The organism is Rhodoligotrophos appendicifer (genome assembly GCF_007474605.1).
GTDB classification, from domain to species: domain Bacteria; phylum Pseudomonadota; class Alphaproteobacteria; order Rhizobiales; family Im1; genus Rhodoligotrophos; species Rhodoligotrophos appendicifer.
On record NZ_VHKL01000011.1, the window covers coordinates 143,627 to 165,967 of the forward strand.

The following is a 22,341-nucleotide window of genomic DNA, read 5'->3' on the forward strand; positions in this document are numbered from 1 at the left end:
ATGGGGGCGACGCCTCTCGGTTGGATCGGCATCCTGCGGCTGGCCCTGGTTCAGGCCTCGCTCGGATCGATCGTGGTACTGACGACATCGACGCTCAACCGGATCATGGTGGTCGAGCTCGGGCTGGCGGCGACCATTCCCGGGGCTCTGGTGGGGCTCCATTACGGGGTGCAGATCGCCCGGCCCTTGTGGGGCCATGGCTCGGACAGAGGGGGGCGGCGGACGCCGTGGATCATCGGCGGCGTCGCCCTGCTGGCGTTTGCGGGGACCGGAGCTGCCGTTGCCACCGCGGTCATGGCGGAGCATTTCGCGCTCGGGCTCACGCTGGCCATCCTCGACTTCATGCTGATCGGCTTCGGGGTGGGTGCGGCCGGCACCTCGCTCCTCGCACTTCTCGCCTCCAAAGTGGCGCCCGAACGCCGGCCGGCGGCGGCGACCGTCGTGTGGGTGATGATGATCTTCGGGATCGCCGTCACCGCGATCGTGTCCGGGCGGTTCCTCGATCCCTTCTCCATGGAGCGGCTCATCGAAGTGACGGCCGTCACGGGCCTGCTGGCGCTTGCGGTGACCTGGATCGCCGTGGCCGGCGTCGAGGGGCCGGCGCCTGAGGCCGCTGTGCCGAAGGAGGGCCGCGCCCCGCCCGCCGCGACGTTCCGCGAGAGCCTGGAGGATGCCTGGGCCGATCCGGCGGCGCGGCTGTTCACGATCTTCGTGTTCGTCTCGATGCTGGGATACAGCATGCAGGACCTCATCCTGGAGCCGTTCGCCGGCCTCGTCTTCGCCATGACGCCGGGCCAGACGACCACCCTGTCCGGCATCCAGAATGGCGGCGTGTTCATGGGGATGGGGCTGGTGGGCATCGCCGGCAGCCTGCTGGCGAAGTCCCATCCATGGCTGCTCCGGGCCTTTACCGTGGGTGGCTGCGTCGCCTCGGGCCTGGCTCTCGCGATGCTCGCCGCGTCAGCCTGGGCCCCTTCGTCCTGGCCGCTCACGGCGAATGTGTTCGCGCTGGGCTTTGCCAATGGGGTGTTCGCCGTGGCGGCGATCGCGTCGATGATGGCGCTGGCGGGTGCCGCCGGACCGTCACGGGTCGGTCTGCGCATGGGCCTCTGGGGGGCCGCGCAGGCGATCGCCTTCGGGCTCGGAGGCTTCGCGGGAACAGTCGCCGTGGACATGGTGCGCGTGCTGGGCGGTGCGATCCCGCTGGCCTATGGATCGGTGTTCCTCCTGGAGGGCGCGATCTTCCTCGCTGCGGCCGGACTCGCCCATCGCATCGGCATCATGAACGCGACCACGCCGAGCCCGGGACACAAGCGCATTGCCTATGCGGCGACAATCGAGGGCGCACAATGATCAGCACACGGAGCGAAAGACCCGATTACGACGTCGTCATCGTTGGCGGAGGTCCCGCGGGGGCCACTGCGGCCACGGATCTCGCGACCGCTGGCCGGCGGGTCCTGCTGCTGGACCGGGAGGGGCGGACCAAGCCCTGTGGCGGAGCCATCCCGACGCGGGCGATCACCGATTTCGACATCCCACCGCAGATGATCACCGCCCGCATCCGATCGGCGCGGATCGTCGCTCCGTCGGCCATGAGCGTCGACATGAAGATCGATGACGGGTTCGTGGGGATGGTCGACCGCGACGTGTTCGATGGCTGGCTGCGGCAGCGCGCCGGCGCGACGGGCGCCGAGGTGCGGGCGGCGACCTTCTCCAGCTCGGGCCGTGGCGCAAAGGGCGAGCTGACCGTGTCGTTCGTGGAGAAGGGGGCGGAACGGACCAGCCGCACCGTGACCGCGGGCATGATCATCGGGGCGGACGGGGCGAATTCCGCGGTCCGGAGGGCCTGTTTCGGCAAGGATGTGAAGCCGCCTTACGTCTTTGCCTATCATGAGATCATCCGCTCGCCCGAGGCGAAGAGCGAAGGGTTCGATCCGCAGCGCTGCGACGTCTACTACCAGGGACGGATCTCTCCGGATTTCTATGGGTGGGTGTTCCCGCATGGCGAGACGACGAGCGTCGGGGTCGGAAGCGCCGTCAAGGGCTTCGACCTCAAGGAGGCGACCCGGCTGCTGCGCGAGACCGCCGGGCTCGGCAGCTCCAGCCTGATCCGCGAGGAGGGAGCGCCCCTGCCGCTGAAGCCCTTGCGGCGATGGGACAATGGAAAGGATATCCTGCTGGCCGGAGATGCCGCCGGGGTGGTCGCGCCGTCGTCGGGGGAGGGGATCTATTACGCCATGCTGTGCGGGCGCCTGGCGGCCCAATCGGCGACCGAGTTCCTGGAGAGCGGAAATCCGAGGGCGCTCGCCAGCGCTCGAAAGCGGTTCATGCGCGAGCATGGACGCGTGTTCCTGATCCTCGGCTTCATGCAAGCCTTCTGGTATCGGAACGACAAGCGGCGGGAGCGCTTCGTCGCCATCTGCGCCGATCCGGACGTGCAGCGGCTGACCTGGGAGTCCTACCTCAACAAGCGGCTGGTCTGGAGCGATCCGCTCGGCCATATCCGCGTGTTCTTCAAGGATCTTCGCCAGATCTTCCGGCTGGCCTCACAGTAACCAGGGACGTCTCCGGTGATCGAGTCCCTGGTGCTGAGCGGTTGGATCTGCATCGTCGCCATCGTCGTGCTCGGGCTCGAGGCCGCCCTGGTCCTCAGCCTGCTGAAGGGGAGGAACGGGGGCCGAAAGGTCCTGGTGCCCTTCGTGGCCAATCTGTGCGCCGGGCTGTTCCTGATCCTGGCGCTTCGGGCCGCGCTCGTCGGATCGGGCGCCATCGCCATCGCGATCTGGCTGAGCCTGGGATTTGCGGCGCATATCGCCGACAGCTGGTCCCGGCTCAGCCGCTAGCCCGACCAAGGTTCAGCCTTCCGCTTTCAGTGATTTTCCGAAGAGATGATGCCGTAGGCGTTTTATACGTAGCGGAATTTCCACGATGGTCATGTTGACGCGCGACACCATATAATAAACGTCAGAGGCGATCTTACCAGATCGACACGACTCGACATCTCCGTTGCTTGAGGCAACGGGAGAATTCTTGCTCAAACAAGCAAGGACTTCAGCCATGTCAAAGTCTCACGTTCTCACACATTCTCTTGCAGCGTCCATTAGACCTGAAGTCAGACAGATCACGACCGCGGACGTGTTCGACGCCCTCCGTCTCGGGTGGCGGGATTTTCTCAAGAAGCCATCCCATCTGATTTTCCTCGGCCTGATCTATCCCCTGCTGGGATTGATCCTGGCCACGTGGGCATCGGGTGGCAACGCGCTGCAGTTCATCTATCCGCTGATCTCCGGATTCGCGTTGCTCGGGCCTCTCGCTGCGATCCTGCTCTACGAGATCAGCCGTCGCGCCGAACTGAAGATGGATACAAGCTGGGGAGAGCTCATCGACCTGTGGAGGTCGCCGGCGCTGCCCGCGCTGGGGCTGGTCGGCCTGATGCTGCTGGTCGTGTTCGTCGCCTGGCTGTTCTCTGCACAGCTGCTGTATGAGTGGCTGTACGGTCCGATCGCACCGGAAACGGCGTCGGGATTTCTTGCAGATGTCTTCACCACGCAGCGCGGCTGGACATTGATCGTGCTGGGGAACCTGATCGGCCTCCTCTATGCGTTCGTGGTTCTGAGCACGACGGTGGTGGCGTTTCCGTTGATTCTCGACCGCCAAGCCGGTCCGGTCACGGCGATACAGACCTCGTTGCGGGCGATGATGGCCAATCCGGTTCCGGTGATGCTGTGGGGTCTGATCGTGGCGGTCGGGCTCGTGCTGGGATCGCTGCCGCTGTTCGTGGGGCTCGCGGTCGTCATGCCGGTGCTCGGACATGCAACCTGGCATCTCTACCGGAAGATCGTGCGGGCTCCCGACGGCGTTAGGCTCTAGGGACGGTGGACATAGGCGGCTCCGGCCCCGGTTGAGCCCAGCTGCACCAGACGGTCGAGGGTCAGAGCGTCGCTGCGGTCGAGGATCAGATCGGCCATGGTGACGTCCTCGCCTCGACAATACAGGCTCGGAACGACCACGACGCGAAGGCGTGCGGCCTTTGCCGCAAGCACGCCGTTGCGGGAGTCCTCGATCGCCAGGCAACGGGCCGGCGGCAGGTCAAGGCGCTGGCAGGCCAGGAGGTAGGCATCGGGAGCCGGCTTCTTGCGGGCCACCATGCCTCCGGCCACGATGACCGGGAACAGACGCCGAGCCTTGCAGCCGAAGGTCGCCTCGATGAGAACCTCGACATTCTCCAGGCTGGTGGTGGTGGCGATCGCGAGCCGCAGGGAGGCCGCCCGGGCCGCTTCGACGAGTGCGGCGATGCCAGGCCTGAGCACGACCGCCCCGGCTTCCACAAAGGCCGCATAGGCCGCGTTCTTGGCCCGGTGGAGATGCTTGAGCTCCGCATCAGTGGCCGGCATGCCCACCAGGTTTGCATAGTGGCGCATCCGCTCGATCCCGCCGGTCACGGCCAGCAGCTGCCGGTAGAGGTCGACATCCCAGGACCAGCCGATCCCCGCGTCCGAAAACGCCAGATTGAAGGCCTGGCGATGATGATCCTCGGTTTCCGCCAGAGTGCCATCAACGTCGAAGATCAGGGCCTCGACCGCTGGGGCGGCACGCCCGCGACTGCTCACGACACCGTCTCAATGGAGCGGCGGATCGCGGCGATGTTGGAGGCATAGGCGGAGGGGCCCTCCTGGAAGATCGCCGAGCCGGCAACGAGGATGTCGGCTCCCGCCTCCACGACCCAGGGGGCGGTCAGAGGGGTCACTCCACCATCGACCTCGATAAGGATCGGGCGGCGGCCGATCATCTCCTTCACCCGTCGCACCTTGTGGACGATGGAGGGGATGAAGGCCTGGCCGCCAAAGCCCGGGTTGACGGTCATGAGCAGGATCAGGTCGAGACGGTCGAGCACATAGTCGAGGACGCTTTCGGGCGTCGAGGGATTGAGGGATACGCCGGCCTTCTTGCCCAAGGCGCGGATCGCCTGGAGCGAACGATCGAGATGGGGGCCCGCCTCGGCATGCACCGTGATGACGTCGCAGCCGGCCTCGGCAAAGGCTGCAAGATAGGGATCGGCGGGCGCGATCATGAGGTGACAGTCGAAGGTCTTGGAGGTGAGGCCGCGCAATGACTTGATGACCGGCGGCCCGAAGGTGATGTTGGGCACGAAGTGGCCGTCCATGACGTCGAGATGGACCCAATCGGCGCCGGCGGCCATGACGGCGTGGATCTCTTCGCCCAGCCGGGAAAAATCGGCAGACAGGATGGACGGCGCGATGAGGGTGGTCATGGAGGGCTTTCCAGATGATCGGAGCCGCCGGAGAAGACGCGGCTCGCCCGAACGTCGGATTCACGGATGGTGGTCAAGTCCTCGGCGGTGACGGGCCGGTTGACCTCGAAGACGCGGCTGGCCAATCGCAGGCGCATGCGATCGAGGGCGTTGCGGATGGAGCGGGCATTGGCAAAATGCGGCTGAGTCCGGCGGATGCCGACATAGTCCGCAAAGGCCTGGCGGGCGGCGGCGTCGAAGCGGTAGGCCTGCTTCTCCAGCATCAGATCCGCGATCTTCAGGAGCTCGGCGTCGGCATAGTCGGGGAAATCAATGTGGTGGGCGATGCGGGAGCGGAAGCCAGGATTGGCCCTGAAGAACTTGTCCATGCGGTCGGCATAGCCCGCGAAGATGACGACCAGGTCGTCGCGATTGCTTTCCATGACCTGGAGCAGGATCTCGATCGCCTCCTGGCCATAGTCGCGCTCGTTCTCAGGGCGGTAGAGATAATAGGCCTCGTCGATGAACAGGACGCCGCCCATGGACTTCTTCAGCACCTCCTTGGTCTTGGGCGCCGTGTGGCCGATATACTGGCCGACGAGGTCGTCGCGGGTGACGGAGACCAGATGACCGCGCCTGATATAGCCGAGCTTGTGGAGGATTTCGGCCATGCGCAGGGCGACGGTAGTCTTGCCGGTGCCGGGATTGCCGGTGAAGCTCATATGCAGGGTGGGGGTCTCGCTGACGAGACCGAGCTGCTGGCGCGCCCGGTCGACGAGCAGAAGGGCTGCCGTCTCGCGGATGCGGGTCTTGACCGGCTTCAGGCCGATGAGCTCATCGTCGAGCTTCGCCAGGACGTCGGCGATGCCGGAGCTGACGAAGTCGGCGTGCAGATCGATCGCTTCGCTCATGGCCACTACCGCTTCGCTTTGGACTCTATCGCTTCGCTCATGTTCACCTGCCGACGCCGGGCTGCGCATCAGTAACGGTGGCCTTCCGGCCGGTCCGTCGCATAGGCCTGGATGGTGTAGCCGACCTGGCGGCCCTTGCCCTCGGCCCGCACGAGGCGGAAGCCAGGCTCTTCCCTGGGGCGGTTGACGATGAAGGCGAGCCGGACGGATTCCCAGCCCGGCGTCGCATCAAAGGCCATGACGCGGATATAGGTGTTGCCATGGGCCTTGCGGCATTCATTGAGCTCGAAGACCAGGGCGGCGGCGTCGGGATTGTCGAACATGGGATGGCCCCACATCTCCCAATAGCTGTTGCGAGGATGGGGATCGTCGGTCCATTCGAGGCTCACCGCCCAGCCCTTGTCGATGCAGTATTGCACCTGGGTGGCGATCTGGTCGTCGGTGAAATCCGGCAGGAAGGAGAAGGCTCCATGGGTGATGCGCATGATCTTTCCTCTCAGGAGACGGTGGCGGTGGGGGCATAGTCAGGCGCGTCGGTGGAGGTGTAGTCGAAGGTGACGTCCTTCCACAAATCGAGGGCCTGACGCAGAGGCGTACAGGTGCGGGCGGCCTCAGCCAGAATTTCCGGGCCTTCGCCCAAATAGTCGCGGCCGGCATTGCGGGCATAGACCATGGCTTCGAGGGCCACGCGGTTGGCGGTGGCGCCCTGTTCGATGCCCATGGGATGGCCGATGGTGCCGCCGCCGAACTGAAGCACGACGTCTTCGCCGAGGTGGTGGATCAGCTGGTGCATCTGGCCGGCATGGATGCCGCCTGAGGCGACCGGCATCAGCTTGTTCAAGGAGGCCCAGGGCTGGTCGAAGAACAGGCCGTGCTCGAGCTGCATGGGGTTATGCTCCTCGCGGCAGATGTCGTAGTAGCCGCGGGTGGTGGCGGGATCGCCTTCGAGCTTGCCGACGACGGTGCCGGCGTGGATGTGGTCGACGCCCGCCATGCGCATCCATTTGGCGATGACCCGGAAGCTGACGCCATGTTCGCGCCGGCGGGTGTAGGTCGAGTGGCCGGCGCGGTGGAGATGCAGGATCATGTCGTTGCGGCGGGCCCATTTGGCCATGGACTGGATGGCCGTATAGCCGATCACGAGGTCGATCATGATGATCACTGAGCCGAGATCGCGCGCGAATTCGGCGCGCTCATACATGTCCTCCATGGTCCCGGCGGTGACGTTGAGATAGGTGCCCTTGACCTCTCCGGTCGCCGCCGAGGCCCGGTTCACCGCCTCCATGCAATAGAGGAAGCGGTCGCGCCAATGCATGAAGGGCTGGCTGTTGATGTTCTCGTCATCCTTGGTGAAGTCGAGGCCGCCCTTCAGCGCCTCGTAGACGACGCGACCGTAATTGCGGCCCGAGAGGCCCAGCTTCGGCTTGACCGTGGCGCCGAGCAGAGGGCGGCCCCAGCACTGCAGGCGTTCGCGCTCGACGACGATGCCGGTCGCGGGGCCCTGGAAGGTCTTCAGATAGGCGACGGGAAAGCGCATGTCCTCAAGACGCAGAGCCTTGAGCGGCTTGAAGCCGAAGACATTGCCGATGATCGAGGCGGTGAGGTTGGCGATGGAGCCCGGCTCGAAGAGGTCGAGATCATAGGCGATATAGGCGAAGAACTGGCCCTCAGAGCCGGGCACGGGGTCCACCCGGTGGGCCTTGGCGCGGTATTTGTCGCAGGCGGTCAAGCGGTCGGTCCAGACCACCGTCCATGTGGCGGTGGAGCTTTCGCCCGCCACGGCGGCGGCGGCCTCGATCGGATCGACCCCATCCTGGGGGGTGATCCGGAACAGGGCGATGATGTCGGTTTCCTTCGGCTCGTAATCGGGATCCCAATAGCCCATCTGGGCATATTTCAGCACGCCGGCGGAATAGCGCTGCTTGGCGGTCAGGTTGGTCGCTTGTTCGTTCACGACGAGACTCCTTTTGCGGGATTCCGAGGGGTGAGGGTCATTGCGCCGCCTGGACGGAGGCGCCAATCTGCGGGTCAAGACTGCCATTGCGGTAGCGCCTGGCCATCTCGGCGAGGGGCAGGACCTTGATGCGGGAGGCATTGCCCGCGGTGCCGAAGGCTTCGTAACGCTCGCGGCACAGGGCCTTCATGGCGTCCATGGCGGGTTTCAGGAATTTACGCGGATCGAATTCGGACCGGTTCTGCTGGGCGACTTTTCTGAATTGCGCCGCCATTGCGAGCCGGCAGTCGGTGTCGATGTTCACTTTGCGAACACCGTGGCGGATGCCGGCCTGGATCTCCTCCACCGGCACGCCCCAGGTCTGGGGCATGGCGCCGCCGAACTCATTGAAGATCTCCTGCAGCTCCTGCGGCACCGAAGAGGAGCCATGCATCACCAGATGGGTGTCCGGCAGGCGCGCGTGGATCTCGCGGACGATATTCATGGCCAGGATGGCCCCATCGGGCCGGCGGGAAAATTTATAGGCGCCGTGGCTGGTCCCCATGGCGATGGCCAGGGCATCCACCTTGGTGCGATTGACGAAATCCACCGCCTGGTCGGGATCGGTGAGGAGCTGGGCCTGATCGAGAGCGCCTTCGACGCCGTGACCATCCTCCTGTTCGCCGCCGCCATGCTCGAGGCTGCCCAGGACGCCAAGCTCACCCTCGACGGAGGCGCCGACCCAATGCGCCATGTCGACCACACGCCGGGTGATGGCGAGATTGTAATCATAGTCCGCCGCCGTCTTGCCGTCGGCCTCGAGGGAACCGTCCATCATGACGGAGGTGAAGCCATGCTGGAGGGCGGTGGCGCAGGTGGCCTCCTCATTGCCATGGTCGAGATGCAGGCAGATGGGGATCTCCGGATAGATCCGCTCGGCGGCATCGACCATTGCGGCGAGCATGATGTCATTGGCATAGGAGCGGGCGCCGCGGGAGGCCTGCAGGATCACCGGGGCGTCGACCTCGCGCGCCGCCGCCATGATGGCCAGGACCTGCTCCATATTGTTGATGTTGAAGGCGGGAACGCCGTATTGGCGCTCGGCGGCGTGGTCCAGAAGCTGGCGCAGGGTGATGCGGGCCATCTCAGGCTCCTTCGTGGGGGCTGCCGGCCAGCAGGCTGCTGGCCGCTGTCAGGATCGCGTCCCGGGTGATCCCGAAATGAGGGTAGAGGTCGCTCGCCGGCGCGCTGGCACCGAAGCCGGTCATGCCGATGAAAACACCGTTCTCACCGATCCAGCGGTCCCATCCAAGGCGGCCGGCCGCCTCGATGGCGATCCGCGGTGCTGCGCCCAAGATGGCGCGACGATAGTCCGGCGTCTGCTGCTCGAAGCGTTCCCAGCAGGGCATGGAGACGACGGCAACCTTCACACCCCGCTCCTGGAGGGCGTCGGCTGCGGCAATGGCGATCTCGACCTCGGACCCGGTGGCCAGAAGGGTCAGATCGCGACCGGTGCCGGCGTCCCGCAGCAGGTAAGCCCCCAGAGCGCTGCGGTTCTCATCGGCGGAGATGCGCAGCAGAGGCAGGTTCTGCCGGGACAGGCAGAGGACCGAGGGCGTGGCTTCGGCAGCAAGGGCGAGTTCCCAGCATTCGGCCGTCTCCACGGCATCGCAGGGGCGGTAGACATGAAGGTTCGGCGTGGCCCGAAGCATGGCCAGATGCTCAATGGGCTGGTGGGTGGGGCCGTCCTCGCCAAGCCCGATGGAATCGTGGGTCATGACGTAGATGACGCGCTGGCCCATGAGGGCGGAGAGGCGCATGGCGCCGCGGGCATAGTCGGCGAAGACCAGGAAGGTGCCGCCATAGGGGATGAAACCACCATGGAGGGCGATGCCGTTCATGGCGGCGGCCATGCCATGTTCGCGAATGCCGTAGCGGATGTAGCGGCCGGAGAAGTCACCTTTCGCGAGGGAGACCATCCCCTTGGAAATGGTCAGGTTGGAATGAGTGAGGTCGGCCGAGCCGCCAAGGGTCGTCGGCACCAGGTCATTGATGACTTCGAGGGCCATCTCGGAGGCCTTGCGGGTGGCGACCTTCATGTCCTTCGCGATGAGGTCTCGCTTGAAGGCGGCCATGTGCGTCCCGAGCTGCGGGGGCAGGTGGCCGGACAAGGCCGCCTTGAAGGATGCAGCGCGCGGGCTGGCGGCGAGCCGCCTCTCCCAGTCCTGGCGCAGTGGCGCAGAGCGGCGCCCCGCATCACGCCAGGCGGACAGACAGGCGGCGGGGATTTCGAAGGGTGGCGAGGTCCAGCCGAGGGTCTGGCGCGCCGCTGCGATCTCCGCTTCGCCGAGCGGGGCGCCATGGGTCGATTCCGAGCCCTGCTTGTTGGGGGCGCCGTAGCCGATGATGGTGCGGCAGGCGATCATGGAGGGGCGAGGATCCGTCCTGGCTGCGGCGAGGGCCTGCCGGATGGCTGCGGGGTCGTGGCCGTCAATGGCGATCACGTGCCAGCCGGCGGCCTCGAAGCGCAGCGTCTGGTCCATGCTGGTCGAGAGGGAGGTGGGACCGTCGATGGAGATGCGGTTGTCGTCCCAGAGCACGACCAGGCGGCCGAGTCCCAGATGGCCGGCAAGGTCGATGGCCTCGTGGCTGATGCCTTCCATCAGGCAGCCATCGCCGGCGATCACATAGGTGAAATGGTCGACGAGCTCAGATCCGAAACGGGCGGCCAAGGCGCGCTCGGCGATCGCCATGCCGACGGCGGTGGCGAGGCCCTGACCCAGCGGGCCGGTGGTGGTCTCGATGCCCAGGGCGTGACCATATTCCGGATGGCCCGCCGTGCGCGCCCCCAGTTGCCGGAAGCGCATCAACTCGTCGATGGGCATGTCCGGATAGCCGAGCAGATAATGAAGCGCGTATTGCAGCATGGACCCGTGACCGGCCGAGAGCACGAAGCGGTCGCGATCGGGCCAGTGGGGGGCGGCCGGATCGAGCTTGATCACCTCGGTAAAGAGGATGGCAGCGACGTCGGCCATCCCCATGGGCATGCCGGGATGGCCGGACTTGGCCTTTTCGACGCTGTCCATGGCCAAAGCACGGATCGCATTGGCCCTGTCGCGATCGGTGACTGCGGGGCCGGCGTCAGGCCGTTCGATGGTCGCGGTTTCGGTCATGGGGAGAGCCTTTCTGGCGCGGTCACAGCGAGCGCCGCCGCCGTTCGACGAGTTTGAGGATCATGGGCGTCAGGATGAGCTGCATGGCGATGTCCAGCTTGCCGCCAGGGATCACGATGGAATTCGCGCGGCTCATGAAGCTGTTCTGGATCATGGAGAGCAGGTAGGGGAAATCCAGGCCGCGCGGGTTGCGGAAGCGGATGACCACCATGGATTCGTCGGGCGTGGGGATCCAGCGGGCGATGAATGGGTTCGAGGTGTCGACCGTGGGCACCCGCTGGAAGTTGATGTCGGTCTCGCTGAATTGCGGGCAGATATAGTTGATGTAATCGGGCATGCGCCTGAGAACGGTGTCGGTGACCGCCTCGGTGGAATAGCCGCGCAGGGAGCGGTCGCGGTGCAGCTTCTGGATCCACTCCAGATTGATCACCGGGACGACGCCGATCTTGAGATCGACATGCTGGGCGATGTTGACGGTCTCCGTCACGACGGCGCCATGCAGACCCTCGTAGAAGAGAACGTCGGAGCCCGGCGGGAAGGCATACCAGTCCGTAAAGGTGCCGGGCGGGGCGCCATGCATCTCGGCTTCGACGTCGTCATGGACGTAGTGGCGGGTCAGACCGCCGCCATTGGCGGCATAGTCGGCGAAGGTCTTCTCCAGTTCCTCGAAGAGGTTGGAGTAGGGGCCGAAATGGCTGTAATGGTGATTTCCGGTCGTGGCCGCGGAGGCCATCTTCTCGCGCATCTCGGCCCGGTTGAACCGATGGAAGGCATCGCCCTCGATATAGACGGCATCGACCTTCTCGCGCCGGAAGATCTGCTCGAAGATCCGCCGCACCGACGTCGTACCCGCCCCGGACGAGCCGGTGATGGCGATGATGGGATGCTTCACTGACATCGGAGAGACCTCATCTGATCCATCAGCGGCGCATCAGGCCGCGCCTGCCGAACAAGGGCGACAGATCGGCCGAGTCCTCGGTTTCGAGGTGGTAGCGCCTGATGCGGGCGACGGTCTGCATGGAGCCGAACACCAGGGGGACACGCGCATGTAACGAAGCGGGCTGATGGTCGAGGATGCGGTTCACGCCGTCGGTGGCGGCGCCGTCGGCCTGCTCGATCAGGAAGGCGATGGGGCTGGCCTCATAGACATGACGCAGACGGCCACGCTCATAGCCATGGCGGCTGTCGGCCGGATAGAGGAAGGCTCCCCCGCGCATGAGGATCCGATAGGCGTCGGCCACGAGGGAGGCGATCCAGCGCATGTTGAAATTGCGGCTCATGGGGCCGTCGGTGCCGCTCACGCAGTCGTTGACATAGGCCTGAACCGGAGGATGCCAGAAGCGGTAGTTCGAGGCGTTGATGGCGAATTCGGGCACGTCCTCGGGGATCGACAAGGACAGGGCCGTCATCACAAAGTCATCAGATTCCGGATCGTGGGTGGCTGCGTGGGTCCCCGTCCCGGTCGTGAAGACGATGGAGGCCTGGGGCCCGTAGATGAGGAACCCGGCGGCCTTCTGCCGGTGTCCCTGGATCAGGAAGTCGCCGGGTTCAGCCGACCGGCCGGGTGCGGCAGGCAGGATCGAGAAGATCGTGCCGATGGAGACGTTGGTCTCGATATTCGACGACCCGTCGAGAGGGTCGATCGCCACCAGAAACTCGCCGTCGGCGGAGACCGAATGGGGCTCATCGGCTTCCTCGGAGGCGATGGCGCGCACACCGGCGACCTGAAGCCCGTGCAGAAACTGGCGATCGGCCAGGACGTCCAGGGCCTTCTGAACATCGCCGTCCTTGTTGGAGCCCCCACTCCCGGCGCCCAGAGATCCGAGGATGGGACCGCGGCGGATCATGGCGATGAGCGGGCGGGAGGCGTCTGCGATGGCAGAGACAAGGGCGGCGATGCCGGGCTCCGCCGTGTCAGCGAGGTAGTCCCGCAGAGATAGACCAAGCCCGGCGCCGGACGTCATTGCGTTCTCCCATGGAGCGGGGATTTCTTCGCATCCGCTGCTCTTCGAACTTCACCATGGCTGGTTGCGAAAAAAAGAAAACTGACATATTTTTTGATATCATTAGAAAAAATTGAAACGGTCGATGGCGCCGCGCATTTTCTCCTTGAAACAGATCGAGGCCCTGCAAGCGATCGCGCGAGCGGGAAGCCTCGTGGGCGCTGCACAGATCCTGAATATGACGCCCGCGGCCATGACGGCGCGGGTCAAGGGGCTGGAGGACAGTCTCGGCCTGCTCCTGTTCGACCGGACCTCGAATGGATTGCGCGTCAGTTCAGCCGGCGAAATCGCCCTGGCGGCAGCGGAGAAGATCGAGCGCGCCGTGCGCGACTTCGGCGATACGATGGAGGCGGTGCGCACCGGCCGCGGGGGGCGCCTGGCCGTGGCGGCCGTCTCCACCGCCAAATATTTCACGCCTCGGCTGATCGCGGCCTTCGTGCAGCAGTATCCCGGGATCGAGCTGCGCTTCCTGATCGGCAACCGAACGGAGACCATGGCTTCGCTGCGCAATAGCGATGTCGACGTGGCGCTGATGGGACGACCACCGGCGGATCTGCGCGTGTCGCAAATCGCCATCGGCCCGCACCCCTATGTGATGATCGCAGCGCCGGCGCATCCGCTGGTGGAAAGGCGGGCGATCGAGAAGACCGAGCTTGCGGGTGAGACCTTCCTGTTCCGCGAGGAAGGGTCCGGCTCGCGATCGCTGTTCGACTATTTCGTCGGAGACATCGCCGTCCAACGGTCCCAGCTCGGCATCGAGCTGGGGTCCAACGAGACCATCAAACAGGCTGTCATGGCGGGCCTGGGGGTGGCCTTCATCTCGGCCCACACGATCGCCGCCGAGGTCGCGGATGGCCGTCTCGCCTGCCTCGACATTGTCGGCCTGCCGATCATCCGGCAATGGTATGTGGTCCACCGGACGGATCGCGAGCTGTCACCCACCGCTCAGCTGTTCCGCGACTTCACCGAACTCCGGTGCGCGCACTTCCTGCCGCAGCTCGGCACGCGGAAGTCGACGGCCTGAACGCGGCACAGCGGCCTTGCGCACTTGCGTTTCAGCGCAGTGCCGGGTCGCAGGGGATCGGGCTCAACTCCGTCTTGATCTTGAAATAGGCTTTGTAGAAGGCGCCCTTGCCGGTGAAGGGCTCTTCCTGGCCGGCTCGGGGCGGCCAGTTGATCTGCACATCAAAAGGCAATGCAGGGTCCGAGCGGATCGAGTTTTCATAGAAGGCCTGATCGGCGAATTCGATCAGATTGGCGGCCGGAACATAAAAGGACTTGCTGCCCAGCAAGTCATCCGCCAGCGCTTCCGCTATCACACCCGCCAATTCGAGGGTGACGACCCGGAACGGCTTCACGCCGGCGATCTCGAACTCCGTGACGTCGCCGACAGCGCCGGCGGTGACGGCGGGATCCGAGCCCAAGGCGCCGCCGGCGATCGCCTGTTGCGCCGCCTTGGTGGCCTGTTCGATCGCGGCCGCCACCTTCTGGCGGATCTCATCGACATCGCCGGATTCATGGTCCCACAGGGACACATGGATCGAGATGCCGCTCCCCACCACCGGGACATTGCCGATGGTCATGTTCCTGAACACCGTGTCCCCCGATTTCGTGTCGGTGATGGGCGTGTTCATCGTGCAGACGGTCTGGTCAATGCCGGATGCATTGGGATTCACGCAGGTGAGGGAGACAATTGCGAACAACTCGTCCGTTTCCACGTCCTGAGCAGCAAAGCATCTGATGCCTGAAAGAGTGACGGTCGTGGAGTAATTCTGCAGGGCGGCACAGGGGCTGGACACGTCGGACAGGGTTATCGTGCCGAGCTGCGTGTCCGCCATGTAGCCGCCGTCACCGTGAGGCTGTATGGGGTTCGTCAGGGGACCGAGAGGGCCGAACTTCCCTCCGGTCCTGCGATGGAGATCGCGAATCTCATATTCCGCAATACAGCGGGTCATCGATCCGGTGTTGTATTTCGCAGTCAGCGCGTGAAGGGATTTGCTGCCGGGACTGGCCTTGGCGAGAACTTCGGACAGGCTTCTCATTCTACTGCTCCGAGCGTTACCTGCGACCTCGACTTCTGCTTCAGCGGGTCCCTACCACGGGGTCTCCCAACATGACCTGGGACCATTGCGCTTCACCGCCGATTTCCGTCTGGCCTACGCACAGCCAGAGATTCACCGGACCCGGCCGGGTGTCCATGAAGGTGGTGCCGGGGACCGGACCCGATATGGTCGTCTGGATCAATTTGAGGTCCCCGATCTGTGCCGATTTTGGCAACATCGCATCGCCCGAGGACTGCTTCTCAAGCTTCAGATTGACAACTCCGCTATTGATCTTCGTGCCGCCTGGATAATCATGGGCAAAGTTGACGATCAGGCTGTCATCTTCTCCGTGAACGAGAGCTCTCCTAAACCGACCGCCGTGACTGGAGCGGCGGGCATCGGCGTGCAGCATAAAATCAGATGCCTTGGTCTCCAAAACGACGGCTTCTATAGTGACCCAGTCCTGGTGACTGCCGTTGTTCAACTTCACATCTGTAGCCATTGTCCATTCTCCAGAGATGAATGTTCTTGACACAAGACGATTAGAAAAATTTATGGAATTGCATGCTTGATGGGAAGGCGCATGAACTTGAAGAAGTTATGACGCAACGCAATACCGGAGGTCCGTTTACTTTCAGACACCCTATTATCAACATAAATTTTATTTGGTCAATCCATGTGAATTGCAGTGACCGCAATCCCTCGGCAGGGATCCGGCGCGAGATATGGGGATACAGTGCTGCGGGCAGGATTGTGTCGGCTGCGCGCCTGGCGTCCGCTCGGGCTTACCAGGTCAGATCCGCTCCCCAGAAGCGGTGATAGATGTTCAGGCCGATGCCGAGGCAGACGATGCTGATGAGCAGGCCGAGCAGAGCGCCGAACATCGAGATCGCCACACTGTAGGGCATGGCCGTTTGACGGTCCTTTTCCTCATGCATGTGCAAGCGATGATGCCAGTCCACGAAGAGGATGCAGAAATAGGCGATGGTCGAGCAGAGCAGGCCATAATTGGCGAGGACCACCATTCTTCCGATCAAGGAGAAGAGCTTGGGTTTCTCGTAGACTTCCGAGAGGACATAGGCGGAGGTGAGAAGGACACCCGCATTGGCGAGGATGAGGGCCCATGAACCCTGCCGGATCATTCCAAACAGATGACCGCGGAAGGAGGCGGGAATATTGTGGTGAGGTTCCGACATGCATGTCTCCGATCGCGCGCCGACGATAGCCAAAAGCGTCGCTTGTGGACATGAGATTTAAAACCTGTGCGAGAGGGGGCGCCACGCGAATCGTCGCCGGCACCAAGGGTCTCCGCCCGTCTCCAGAGATCAGCGTTCGTCGAGCCGCTCGGCCTTGCGCGTCGCAGCGGTCAGCTGGGCGAGGCCCAGAGAGAGTACCAGCCGCCGCGATCATTCGGCGACATCACATGGGCGTCTTCACCCTCGCGCGTGGCGGCCTTCGCCGCCTCGATCGCTGCCCCGCAGGCCTCGATCCAGCTGGTGAATTTCTCGGAGGGCTGGCCGTCCACTTCAAACTTCCAACCGTCTCCGTCCTTGATGAAAAAAGTCTTTGCCATCTCACTGCCCCTGGCTGTGAGGCGGTATGGTCGCGCATGCTATCCTAATGTTCAATAGTCTTTGCCGATTTTGTGCTCTCGGTCGAAGCGGAAGATTCACGATCCGCCTCCCTACACGTCGGAAGCATCGCCAAGGGCGTCCAGCCATTGGATCACCGCCTGCAGGCGCTCCCGCGGATCCGCGACCGCTCGCTTCAGCACGGCCCGGTCCCCGCTCCAGCCCGTCTCCGCCAGGCGCGGCGGGACCCGCTCGCGACCCTCGGCGGTGAAGGTTGCGGCAATGGCCTTGGGGCCAGCGTCGAGACGGGTGATCTGCAACCGGCGGCAGAGCGCCCGCACTCCGGCGACCGCCAGGAGGTCATGGACGCTGGCAGGCAGCGGGCCGAAACGGTCGGCCAGCTCAGCCGCAAAGGCCTCGACACCGGCCGTGCCGTCGATCTCCTCGGCTTGCGCATAGAGACTGATCCGCATGTCCGGCTCCGGCACGTAGTCCGACGGGATGACGCCCGAGACTTCGAGATGGAGGTCGGGTGCCGACTGCAGGCGCCGCGGCTCATTGCGGACGGCCCGCAACGCATCCTCTAGCAAGCGCTGATAGAGGCTCAGGCCGATCTTCTTCACATGGCCCGCCTGAGCCTCGCCGAAGAGATCGCCTGAGCCGCGGGTGTCGAGATCGCGGGCACTGACCTCGAAGCCGGCTCCGAGACGATCGAGAGCCTCCAGGGTGCGGAGACGCTTGAGGGCGGCGGCGCCGGGCGGATGTGCAGGATCCGTCATCAGATATACGGTTCCGCGGCGGCTGCCGCGCCCGACCCGGCCGCGCAACTGATGCAATTGGGCGAGGCCAAACTGTTCCGGGCGCCAGACCAGCATGGTGTTGGCGCGGGGCACGTCGAGACCGCTTTCGACGATGTTGGTGGCCAGCAGAACATCGCCTTCGCCTTCCGCAAAGGCGAGCATCACATCATCGATCTCCGCGGGCGCCATCTTGCCATGGGCGGTCAGGACGGTCAGTTCCGGCACCAGATCGCCGAGACGATCCGCCATGGAAGGCATGTCCTCGATGCGGGGGCAGACGACGAAGCTCTGCCCGTCCAGCCTGCGCTCGCGCAACAGGACGTCGCGCAGGGCGGAGGCGTCGAGGGGGGCGAGCAGCATCCGCACGGGCCGACGCGTCGTGGGGGGCGTGGCGATGATGCTGAGCTCCTGGAGGCCGGCGAGGCTTGCCTGCAGGGTGCGCGGAATGGGCGTGGCCGTCAGCGTGAGGACATGGAGATCCGCGGCGAGGGCCCGCATTTTCTGCTTCTGGGCCGTGCCGAAGCGCTGCTCCTCGTCGATCACCACGAGCGCCAGATCGGCGAATTCGACACCCTTCCCGGCCAGCATATGCGTGCCCACAACGACGCGGATCCTGCCGTCGGCGAGGCCGACCTTGACCTGTCTCGCTTCGGCTGCCGGCGTGAGGCGCGACAGGTAGGCGACCTCGATGCCAAAGGGGGCAAAACGGCGGTGGATGCTGCGGTAATGCTGCTGCGTCAAGACGGTGGTGGGCGCGAAAATCGCCACTTGCCGCCCGGCAAAGGCCACTGCCGCCGCTGCCTGCAAGGCAATTTCGGTCTTGCCGAATCCCACATCGCCGCAGATCAGGCGATCCATGGGGCGGCCTGACGCAAGGTCACCCAGCACGGCCTCGACGGCTGCGGCCTGGTCCCTGGTCAGCGGGTGCGGAAAGCGTGCACGAAACCGGGCCATATCGCTCGCCGGAGCCTTCAGCCTGGGGGCGCTCGAGCGGCGTCGCCGATCGGCGAGTGCGACCATCTTGTCCGCGGCGCGGGCAATCTCCACCGTCGCCTCATCGCGGCGCTTGATCCAGGCCTCGCCCTTCAGGCGATCCAAAGATACGGCATCGGGATCTCCGCCATAGCGATGCACTGCGCCGATCTCGTCCACCGGGACCATCAGGATGGCATCGTCGGCGTAACGCAGGCGAAGCATCTCGCTGACTCGTTCCTCGCCGACCACGATTTCCTCGATGCCCTCCAAGCGGCCGAGGCCGTGATCGGTGTGAATCACAACATCGCCAATCCGCAGGGTCACCTCTCCCACAGGGAAGTGCCGCCGCTCGGCGCGAGGGGACGACAGGCGATCACCGAGCACATCTCGCGCCGTGACCAGAACGATGGCCGGATCCCGCATGGAAAAGCCCGCATCGAGGGGCGCCACGAGGGTCAGCAGCGTCCCGGGCTGCACATCGCGCCAGGCAGACCCGGATCTCAGAGGGGAGGGGCTGCACCCTGCAGCCTGTTCAGCCTGCCGGGCGAGTTTACGCAGCGCCTTCTCGTCCGGGCTTGCCAGGATCACGCAGGCGCGCTCGATCTGGTCCGCGATGACGGCGCCAAACGCTGCTGCGGGATTCCCGGTTTCCGAAAAGCGCGTCAGGGGCGAGGCGGGAGGCCATTCGCATCCAACGAGGGCATGGTCTTCCATCGCCCGTGTCCACGCCTCGGGGCTCATGAATGCGGTCTGCGCAGATTCGGTCGGGTGCGGTTGCCGGACCAAGGCGCGCAGCTTGACCCGGGCCTCCCGGGCCTCGGCGATCTCCTCGAAGAAGGTCGCGGCCCGGCGCTGCGCTCCGGCGCTCAGGATCACGCGGGCGGAGGGGGCATAGTCGAACAGGGTCTCCAGCCGCGGATAGAACGCTCCCAAGGCATGGATCTCACCGTGCGGAAACGTTCCGCGCTCGCTGTATTCCGCCGGCGTGAGGGCGATCTCCGAGGCCGGTTCGAGGAGAAGGAGTTCGGTTTCCGCTTCCGATCTCTGCGAGATCGGATCATAGGAGCGTATGGAGATGATGCGGCCGCTCTCGTGCTCGATGCGGCAGGGGAGGGGTGCTGCGGCCGGGAAGAGATCGATGACCCGGCCACGCAGCGCAAACTCGCCGGGCTCATCGACGCGATCGTCCAGGATGTAGCCGATGGCGCCCAGCGAGGAGGGGAGGGTCTCGATGTCGATCACCTCTCCCACACGAAAGGCGAGATGGTTCGCGTCGATGACGGACCGCGGCGGCACGCGCCGGATGAGCGCCGGTGGCGTGGTCAGCACCAGTCGCGGAGGATTTGCCTCGTCCCGCAGCCAGCGCAGCGCGGCCATTCGCGCTCCCATGACCGCCCGAGACGGGGGAGAACGGTCATCGGGGGCGCAATCCCAGCTGGGAAACCAGGCCAGACGAAGATCGGGCGCCAATGCCAGCAGAGCCTCCCGCAAGAGGTGCGCGGAGCGGCTGTCTTCCGGGATGTGGACGAGGAGTCCTGGCGTGGCCTCGCCCTGCAGCAGAAGCCGCAGGGCAACGGAGGCGACGGGTTCCGGCGCCATCTCTCCGTTATGGGAGCTGGCCGCGTCGGTCTTCAGGCGACGTGACGTCATGGGTTGCCCTCGTAGCAAATCGCACTGCGCAGAAGCCCATAACTGACGAAGGAGAGAAGCGATCCATTTGAGGAGGGTTCAACGAGCCTCCTTGATCCCGTATCGCGCTACGATATAGTCGCATCATCCGGATATTTCCCCTGCCGGTGGGCGCGCGCCTGTCTTCCCGGGCGGCTCCAGATGTTGGACATTCAGGATCTTTCATGGGCAAGCAGTCTGCAAAGTCGGCGAAGAAGGAGGCTGTGACGTCCTCCAAATCGGGGGAGAACGGGCAGTTCGTGGACGCCGTGGTGCGCGGCATGCGCCTGCTCGAAGCCTTTTCCGCGACGCCGAGGCCCATGTCGCTCTCGGAACTGGCAAAGGCGGCCGGATTCGACAAGAGCGCGGCGCAGCGCCTGACGCGGACCTTGGTGGGCCTGGGCTATCTGGAGAAGACCGCGGGCGGGGTCGTACCGGGGCGGCGGATCCTGGAGCGATCCTTCGACTATCTAAGGGCGCACCCTCTCGTCAGCCGTGCCGTCCCGATCCTGGCCGACCTGCGCAGGACCGTGAACGAGCGCGTGGATCTCAGCCTCTTCGACGACACCTCCATGATCTACATCGTCAGGATGCAGAGCAAACGCGACACTTTCTATGCCCATCTCATCGGGGCTCGCGTTCCGACCTACTGCACGTCGGGCGGGAGAGCGGTGCTCAGCCACCTGACGCCGGAGCATGCGATGGACATCATCGAGCGCTCTGACCGCAGCAAGTTGACGCCGCGCACGACCACCGAGGTAAAGGACATCCTGCAGCGCATCGCAGAGATCCGCGAGACCGGATATTCGCTGGCGCTGGAAGAGGTCGTCGTGGGCGAGGTCGCCGTCGGGGCCGCGATTCTCGACGCGAATGGGTTTCCCATCGCCGCCCTGCATGTGGTCGGCTCTCTCGCCGAATGGGCTCCGCAAGATTTCGTGCAGCGCGTGGGGCCTCTGGTCACCGCAGCGGCGAATGGCCTGCGCGCTCCTTGAGCAACACGCGGTGTTCGAACCCGCGAGGCGCTTGCCTTACGGGACGCGCTTGACTCACGGGAAGAAGGAGCCCTAGAATTCCAACGGTTCGATCGTATCTCTAGGAGATACGAAACGGACGGCCATTGCGCTCGGGGACGGCATGGAAGAACTGACGATCATTCTGGTCCGGGGATTGGGGCTCGGTGCCATCTATGCGCTGATCGCGATCAGCCTGAACGCCATCCACCGCGCCACCGGCATCTTCAATTTCGCCCAGGGAATGCTGTTCGTCGTCGCCGGCATCCTGGCGGCGCTGACCATGCCCTCGACGCCCAATCCGTATCTCTGGCTCGCGCTCCTTCCCTTGGCCGCCGTGGCTCTGGCTGCTGCGATGGCCGTGCAAGGCTACATCACCCTGCTGCCGCTCCGCTCCTCGGTCGAGCAGCATTCCTGGCTCGTTTCGACGCTGGCCGTGTCGGTCCTGATCGGGGCCATCATCCTGCTGATCCAGGGCAACAACCAGATCCTGACCACCAGCCAGTTCCCCAGCTTTCCGGTCTTCGGCACGCGGACGCCGGCGCCCTATGTGCTGGCGATCGCGGCTGCCCTGCTCTGGTGGGCCGCCTTGCGCTGGTTCCACACCAAAACCCTGACCGGCCTGTCGATCAGCGCCATCGCCCAGGACCTCGATGCGGCCAGCGCCGCGGGGTTGCGGGTCCGCCGGCTGCAGGTGCTGGCCTTCGGCATCAGCGGGCTCATCGTCGGTTCGGCTGGCTTCATCGCCGCGCCGATCGTCGCGCTGGCCAATGACAGCGGGCTTGCCTATGTGACCAACGGCTTCGTCGCCGCCGTCGTCGGCGGCATCGGCAGCGACACGGGCGCGCTGGTGGGCGGGGCCCTGGTCGGCGTCATCTCGATGTATGCCGCCTTCGAATATGGCGGCGAGTTCCAGAACGTCGTCACCCTCGGGCTTCTCGTCCTGGTTCTGATGGTTCGGCCAGAAGGGCTTTTCGGCACTCCAGCGGCACGGAAAGTCTGAG

Annotated in this window: 21 protein-coding genes; 7 read left to right on the top strand and 14 right to left on the bottom strand. The window is 64.8% G+C overall.

The window, feature by feature from the left end:
- The 4 genes from FKM97_RS22545 to FKM97_RS22560 all read left to right on the top strand — a co-directional run bounded on the left by FKM97_RS22545 (nt 1) and on the right by FKM97_RS22560 (nt 3,870).
- The gene (locus FKM97_RS22545) at nt 1–1,353 is read left to right on the top strand and encodes a BCD family MFS transporter (protein ID WP_144294707.1); all 1,353 of its coding nucleotides are present in this window, start codon (nt 1–3) and stop codon (nt 1,351–1,353) included.
- Nucleotides 1,350–2,555: a geranylgeranyl diphosphate reductase gene (locus FKM97_RS22550; protein WP_144294708.1), complete on the top strand. Its 1,206-nt coding sequence runs from the start codon at nt 1,350–1,352 to the stop codon at nt 2,553–2,555. The genes FKM97_RS22545 and FKM97_RS22550 overlap by 4 nt, the downstream gene beginning before the upstream one ends.
- A 15-nt stretch (nt 2,556–2,570) precedes the next feature.
- Nucleotides 2,571–2,843, top strand: a complete 273-nt coding sequence (locus tag FKM97_RS22555) for a hypothetical protein (protein ID WP_144294709.1) — start codon at nt 2,571–2,573, stop codon at nt 2,841–2,843.
- Nucleotides 2,844–3,057: 214 nt separating this feature from the next.
- The gene (locus tag FKM97_RS22560) at nt 3,058–3,870 is read left to right on the top strand and encodes a DUF2189 domain-containing protein (protein WP_144294710.1); all 813 of its coding nucleotides are present in this window, start codon (nt 3,058–3,060) and stop codon (nt 3,868–3,870) included.
- Here the strand turns inward: FKM97_RS22560 and FKM97_RS22565 are convergent.
- The 9 genes from FKM97_RS22565 to FKM97_RS22605 all read right to left on the bottom strand — a co-directional run bounded on the left by FKM97_RS22565 (nt 3,867) and on the right by FKM97_RS22605 (nt 13,232).
- Nucleotides 3,867–4,610: an HAD-IA family hydrolase gene (locus FKM97_RS22565; RefSeq protein ID WP_144294711.1), complete on the bottom strand. Its 744-nt coding sequence runs from the start codon at nt 4,608–4,610 to the stop codon at nt 3,867–3,869. The genes FKM97_RS22560 and FKM97_RS22565 overlap by 4 nt on opposite strands.
- Nucleotides 4,607–5,272 carry a ribulose-phosphate 3-epimerase gene (rpe, locus tag FKM97_RS22570; protein ID WP_144294712.1) on the bottom strand — a complete coding sequence of 222 codons (666 nt, stop codon included), beginning with the start codon at nt 5,270–5,272 and terminating at the stop codon, nt 4,607–4,609. Before rpe ends, FKM97_RS22565 begins: the two co-directional genes overlap by 4 nt.
- A complete protein-coding gene (cbbX, locus tag FKM97_RS22575; RefSeq protein WP_170241078.1) occupies nt 5,269–6,162 on the bottom strand; it encodes a CbbX protein in 894 nt (297 codons plus the stop codon). Before cbbX ends, rpe begins: the two co-directional genes overlap by 4 nt.
- A gap of 68 nt (nt 6,163–6,230) precedes the next feature.
- Complete coding sequence (locus FKM97_RS22580) at nt 6,231–6,647, bottom strand: ribulose bisphosphate carboxylase small subunit (protein WP_144294714.1); 417 nt, start codon at nt 6,645–6,647, stop codon at nt 6,231–6,233.
- 11 nt (nt 6,648–6,658) lie between these two features.
- Complete coding sequence (locus FKM97_RS22585) at nt 6,659–8,203, bottom strand: form I ribulose bisphosphate carboxylase large subunit (protein ID WP_428977933.1); 1,545 nt, start codon at nt 8,201–8,203, stop codon at nt 6,659–6,661.
- On the bottom strand, nt 8,154–9,239 hold the full coding sequence (gene fba, locus FKM97_RS22590; protein ID WP_144294716.1) for a class II fructose-bisphosphate aldolase: 1,086 nt from the start codon (nt 9,237–9,239) through the stop codon (nt 8,154–8,156). Before fba ends, FKM97_RS22585 begins: the two co-directional genes overlap by 50 nt.
- A 1-nt stretch (nt 9,240) precedes the next feature.
- Complete coding sequence (gene tkt / locus FKM97_RS22595; protein ID WP_144294717.1) at nt 9,241–11,268, bottom strand: transketolase; 2,028 nt, start codon at nt 11,266–11,268, stop codon at nt 9,241–9,243.
- Between the two features lie 22 nt (nt 11,269–11,290).
- Complete coding sequence (locus tag FKM97_RS22600) at nt 11,291–12,166, bottom strand: phosphoribulokinase (protein ID WP_144294718.1); 876 nt, start codon at nt 12,164–12,166, stop codon at nt 11,291–11,293.
- Between the two features lie 22 nt (nt 12,167–12,188).
- Nucleotides 12,189–13,232 carry a class 1 fructose-bisphosphatase gene (locus FKM97_RS22605; RefSeq protein WP_144294719.1) on the bottom strand — a complete coding sequence of 348 codons (1,044 nt, stop codon included), beginning with the start codon at nt 13,230–13,232 and terminating at the stop codon, nt 12,189–12,191.
- A 124-nt stretch (nt 13,233–13,356) separates the two neighbouring features.
- Here FKM97_RS22605 and FKM97_RS22610 point away from each other — a divergent pair, with 124 nt between their 5' ends.
- Nucleotides 13,357–14,295 (top strand): LysR family transcriptional regulator, encoded by a 939-nt coding sequence (locus FKM97_RS22610; RefSeq protein ID WP_144294720.1) that lies wholly within the window; start codon nt 13,357–13,359, stop codon nt 14,293–14,295.
- Between the two features lie 31 nt (nt 14,296–14,326).
- On the opposite strand, the gene FKM97_RS22615 is transcribed toward FKM97_RS22610, so the two are convergent.
- The 5 genes from FKM97_RS22615 to FKM97_RS22635 form a co-directional block, all read right to left on the bottom strand.
- Nucleotides 14,327–15,313, bottom strand: a complete 987-nt coding sequence (locus FKM97_RS22615) for a hypothetical protein (RefSeq protein WP_144294721.1) — start codon at nt 15,311–15,313, stop codon at nt 14,327–14,329.
- A 40-nt stretch (nt 15,314–15,353) separates the two neighbouring features.
- Complete coding sequence (locus tag FKM97_RS22620; protein ID WP_144294722.1) at nt 15,354–15,815, bottom strand: hypothetical protein; 462 nt, start codon at nt 15,813–15,815, stop codon at nt 15,354–15,356.
- Nucleotides 15,816–16,098: 283 nt separating this feature from the next.
- Nucleotides 16,099–16,509 carry a hypothetical protein gene (locus tag FKM97_RS22625; protein ID WP_144294723.1) on the bottom strand — a complete coding sequence of 137 codons (411 nt, stop codon included), beginning with the start codon at nt 16,507–16,509 and terminating at the stop codon, nt 16,099–16,101.
- A gap of 170 nt (nt 16,510–16,679) precedes the next feature.
- Nucleotides 16,680–16,886: a hypothetical protein gene (locus FKM97_RS22630; protein WP_144294724.1), complete on the bottom strand. Its 207-nt coding sequence runs from the start codon at nt 16,884–16,886 to the stop codon at nt 16,680–16,682.
- Nucleotides 16,887–16,997: 111 nt separating this feature from the next.
- Complete coding sequence (locus tag FKM97_RS22635; RefSeq protein ID WP_246105222.1) at nt 16,998–20,309, bottom strand: DEAD/DEAH box helicase; 3,312 nt, start codon at nt 20,307–20,309, stop codon at nt 16,998–17,000.
- A 203-nt stretch (nt 20,310–20,512) separates the two neighbouring features.
- Here FKM97_RS22635 and FKM97_RS22640 point away from each other — a divergent pair, with 203 nt between their 5' ends.
- Together FKM97_RS22640 and FKM97_RS22645 are read left to right on the top strand one after the other, a co-directional pair.
- Nucleotides 20,513–21,319: an IclR family transcriptional regulator gene (locus tag FKM97_RS22640; protein WP_144294725.1), complete on the top strand. Its 807-nt coding sequence runs from the start codon at nt 20,513–20,515 to the stop codon at nt 21,317–21,319.
- A 142-nt stretch (nt 21,320–21,461) separates the two neighbouring features.
- Nucleotides 21,462–22,340, top strand: a complete 879-nt coding sequence (locus tag FKM97_RS22645; protein ID WP_144294726.1) for a branched-chain amino acid ABC transporter permease — start codon at nt 21,462–21,464, stop codon at nt 22,338–22,340.
- The last annotated feature ends 1 nt before the right edge of the window (nt 22,341 follow it).

Excerpts from the sequence above, each read along its gene's own strand:
- FKM97_RS22545 (WP_144294707.1), top strand. The coding sequence starts at position 1 with ATGGGGGCGACGCCTCTCGGTTGGATCGGCATCCTGCGGCTGGCCCTG.
- FKM97_RS22550 (WP_144294708.1), top strand. The coding sequence starts at position 1,350 with ATGATCAGCACACGGAGCGAAAGACCCGATTACGACGTCGTCATCGTT.
- FKM97_RS22560 (WP_144294710.1), top strand. The coding sequence starts at position 3,058 with ATGTCAAAGTCTCACGTTCTCACACATTCTCTTGCAGCGTCCATTAGA.
- rpe (WP_144294712.1), bottom strand. The coding sequence starts at position 5,272 with ATGACCACCCTCATCGCGCCGTCCATCCTGTCTGCCGATTTTTCCCGG.
- cbbX (WP_170241078.1), bottom strand. The coding sequence starts at position 6,162 with ATGAGCGAAGCGATCGATCTGCACGCCGACTTCGTCAGCTCCGGCATC.
- FKM97_RS22580 (WP_144294714.1), bottom strand. The coding sequence starts at position 6,647 with ATGCGCATCACCCATGGAGCCTTCTCCTTCCTGCCGGATTTCACCGAC.
- FKM97_RS22585 (WP_428977933.1), bottom strand. The coding sequence starts at position 8,203 with ATGGCAGTCTTGACCCGCAGATTGGCGCCTCCGTCCAGGCGGCGCAAT.
- fba (WP_144294716.1), bottom strand. The coding sequence starts at position 9,239 with ATGGCCCGCATCACCCTGCGCCAGCTTCTGGACCACGCCGCCGAGCGC.
- tkt (WP_144294717.1), bottom strand. The coding sequence starts at position 11,268 with ATGACCGAAACCGCGACCATCGAACGGCCTGACGCCGGCCCCGCAGTC.
- FKM97_RS22600 (WP_144294718.1), bottom strand. The coding sequence starts at position 12,166 with ATGTCAGTGAAGCATCCCATCATCGCCATCACCGGCTCGTCCGGGGCG.
- FKM97_RS22605 (WP_144294719.1), bottom strand. The coding sequence starts at position 13,232 with ATGACGTCCGGCGCCGGGCTTGGTCTATCTCTGCGGGACTACCTCGCT.
- FKM97_RS22610 (WP_144294720.1), top strand. The coding sequence starts at position 13,357 with ATGGCGCCGCGCATTTTCTCCTTGAAACAGATCGAGGCCCTGCAAGCG.
- FKM97_RS22615 (WP_144294721.1), bottom strand. The coding sequence starts at position 15,313 with ATGAGAAGCCTGTCCGAAGTTCTCGCCAAGGCCAGTCCCGGCAGCAAA.
- FKM97_RS22620 (WP_144294722.1), bottom strand. The coding sequence starts at position 15,815 with ATGGCTACAGATGTGAAGTTGAACAACGGCAGTCACCAGGACTGGGTC.
- FKM97_RS22625 (WP_144294723.1), bottom strand. The coding sequence starts at position 16,509 with ATGTCGGAACCTCACCACAATATTCCCGCCTCCTTCCGCGGTCATCTG.
- FKM97_RS22630 (WP_144294724.1), bottom strand. The coding sequence starts at position 16,886 with ATGGCAAAGACTTTTTTCATCAAGGACGGAGACGGTTGGAAGTTTGAA.
- FKM97_RS22635 (WP_246105222.1), bottom strand. The coding sequence starts at position 20,309 with ATGACGTCACGTCGCCTGAAGACCGACGCGGCCAGCTCCCATAACGGA.
- FKM97_RS22640 (WP_144294725.1), top strand. The coding sequence starts at position 20,513 with ATGGGCAAGCAGTCTGCAAAGTCGGCGAAGAAGGAGGCTGTGACGTCC.
- FKM97_RS22645 (WP_144294726.1), top strand. The coding sequence starts at position 21,462 with ATGGAAGAACTGACGATCATTCTGGTCCGGGGATTGGGGCTCGGTGCC.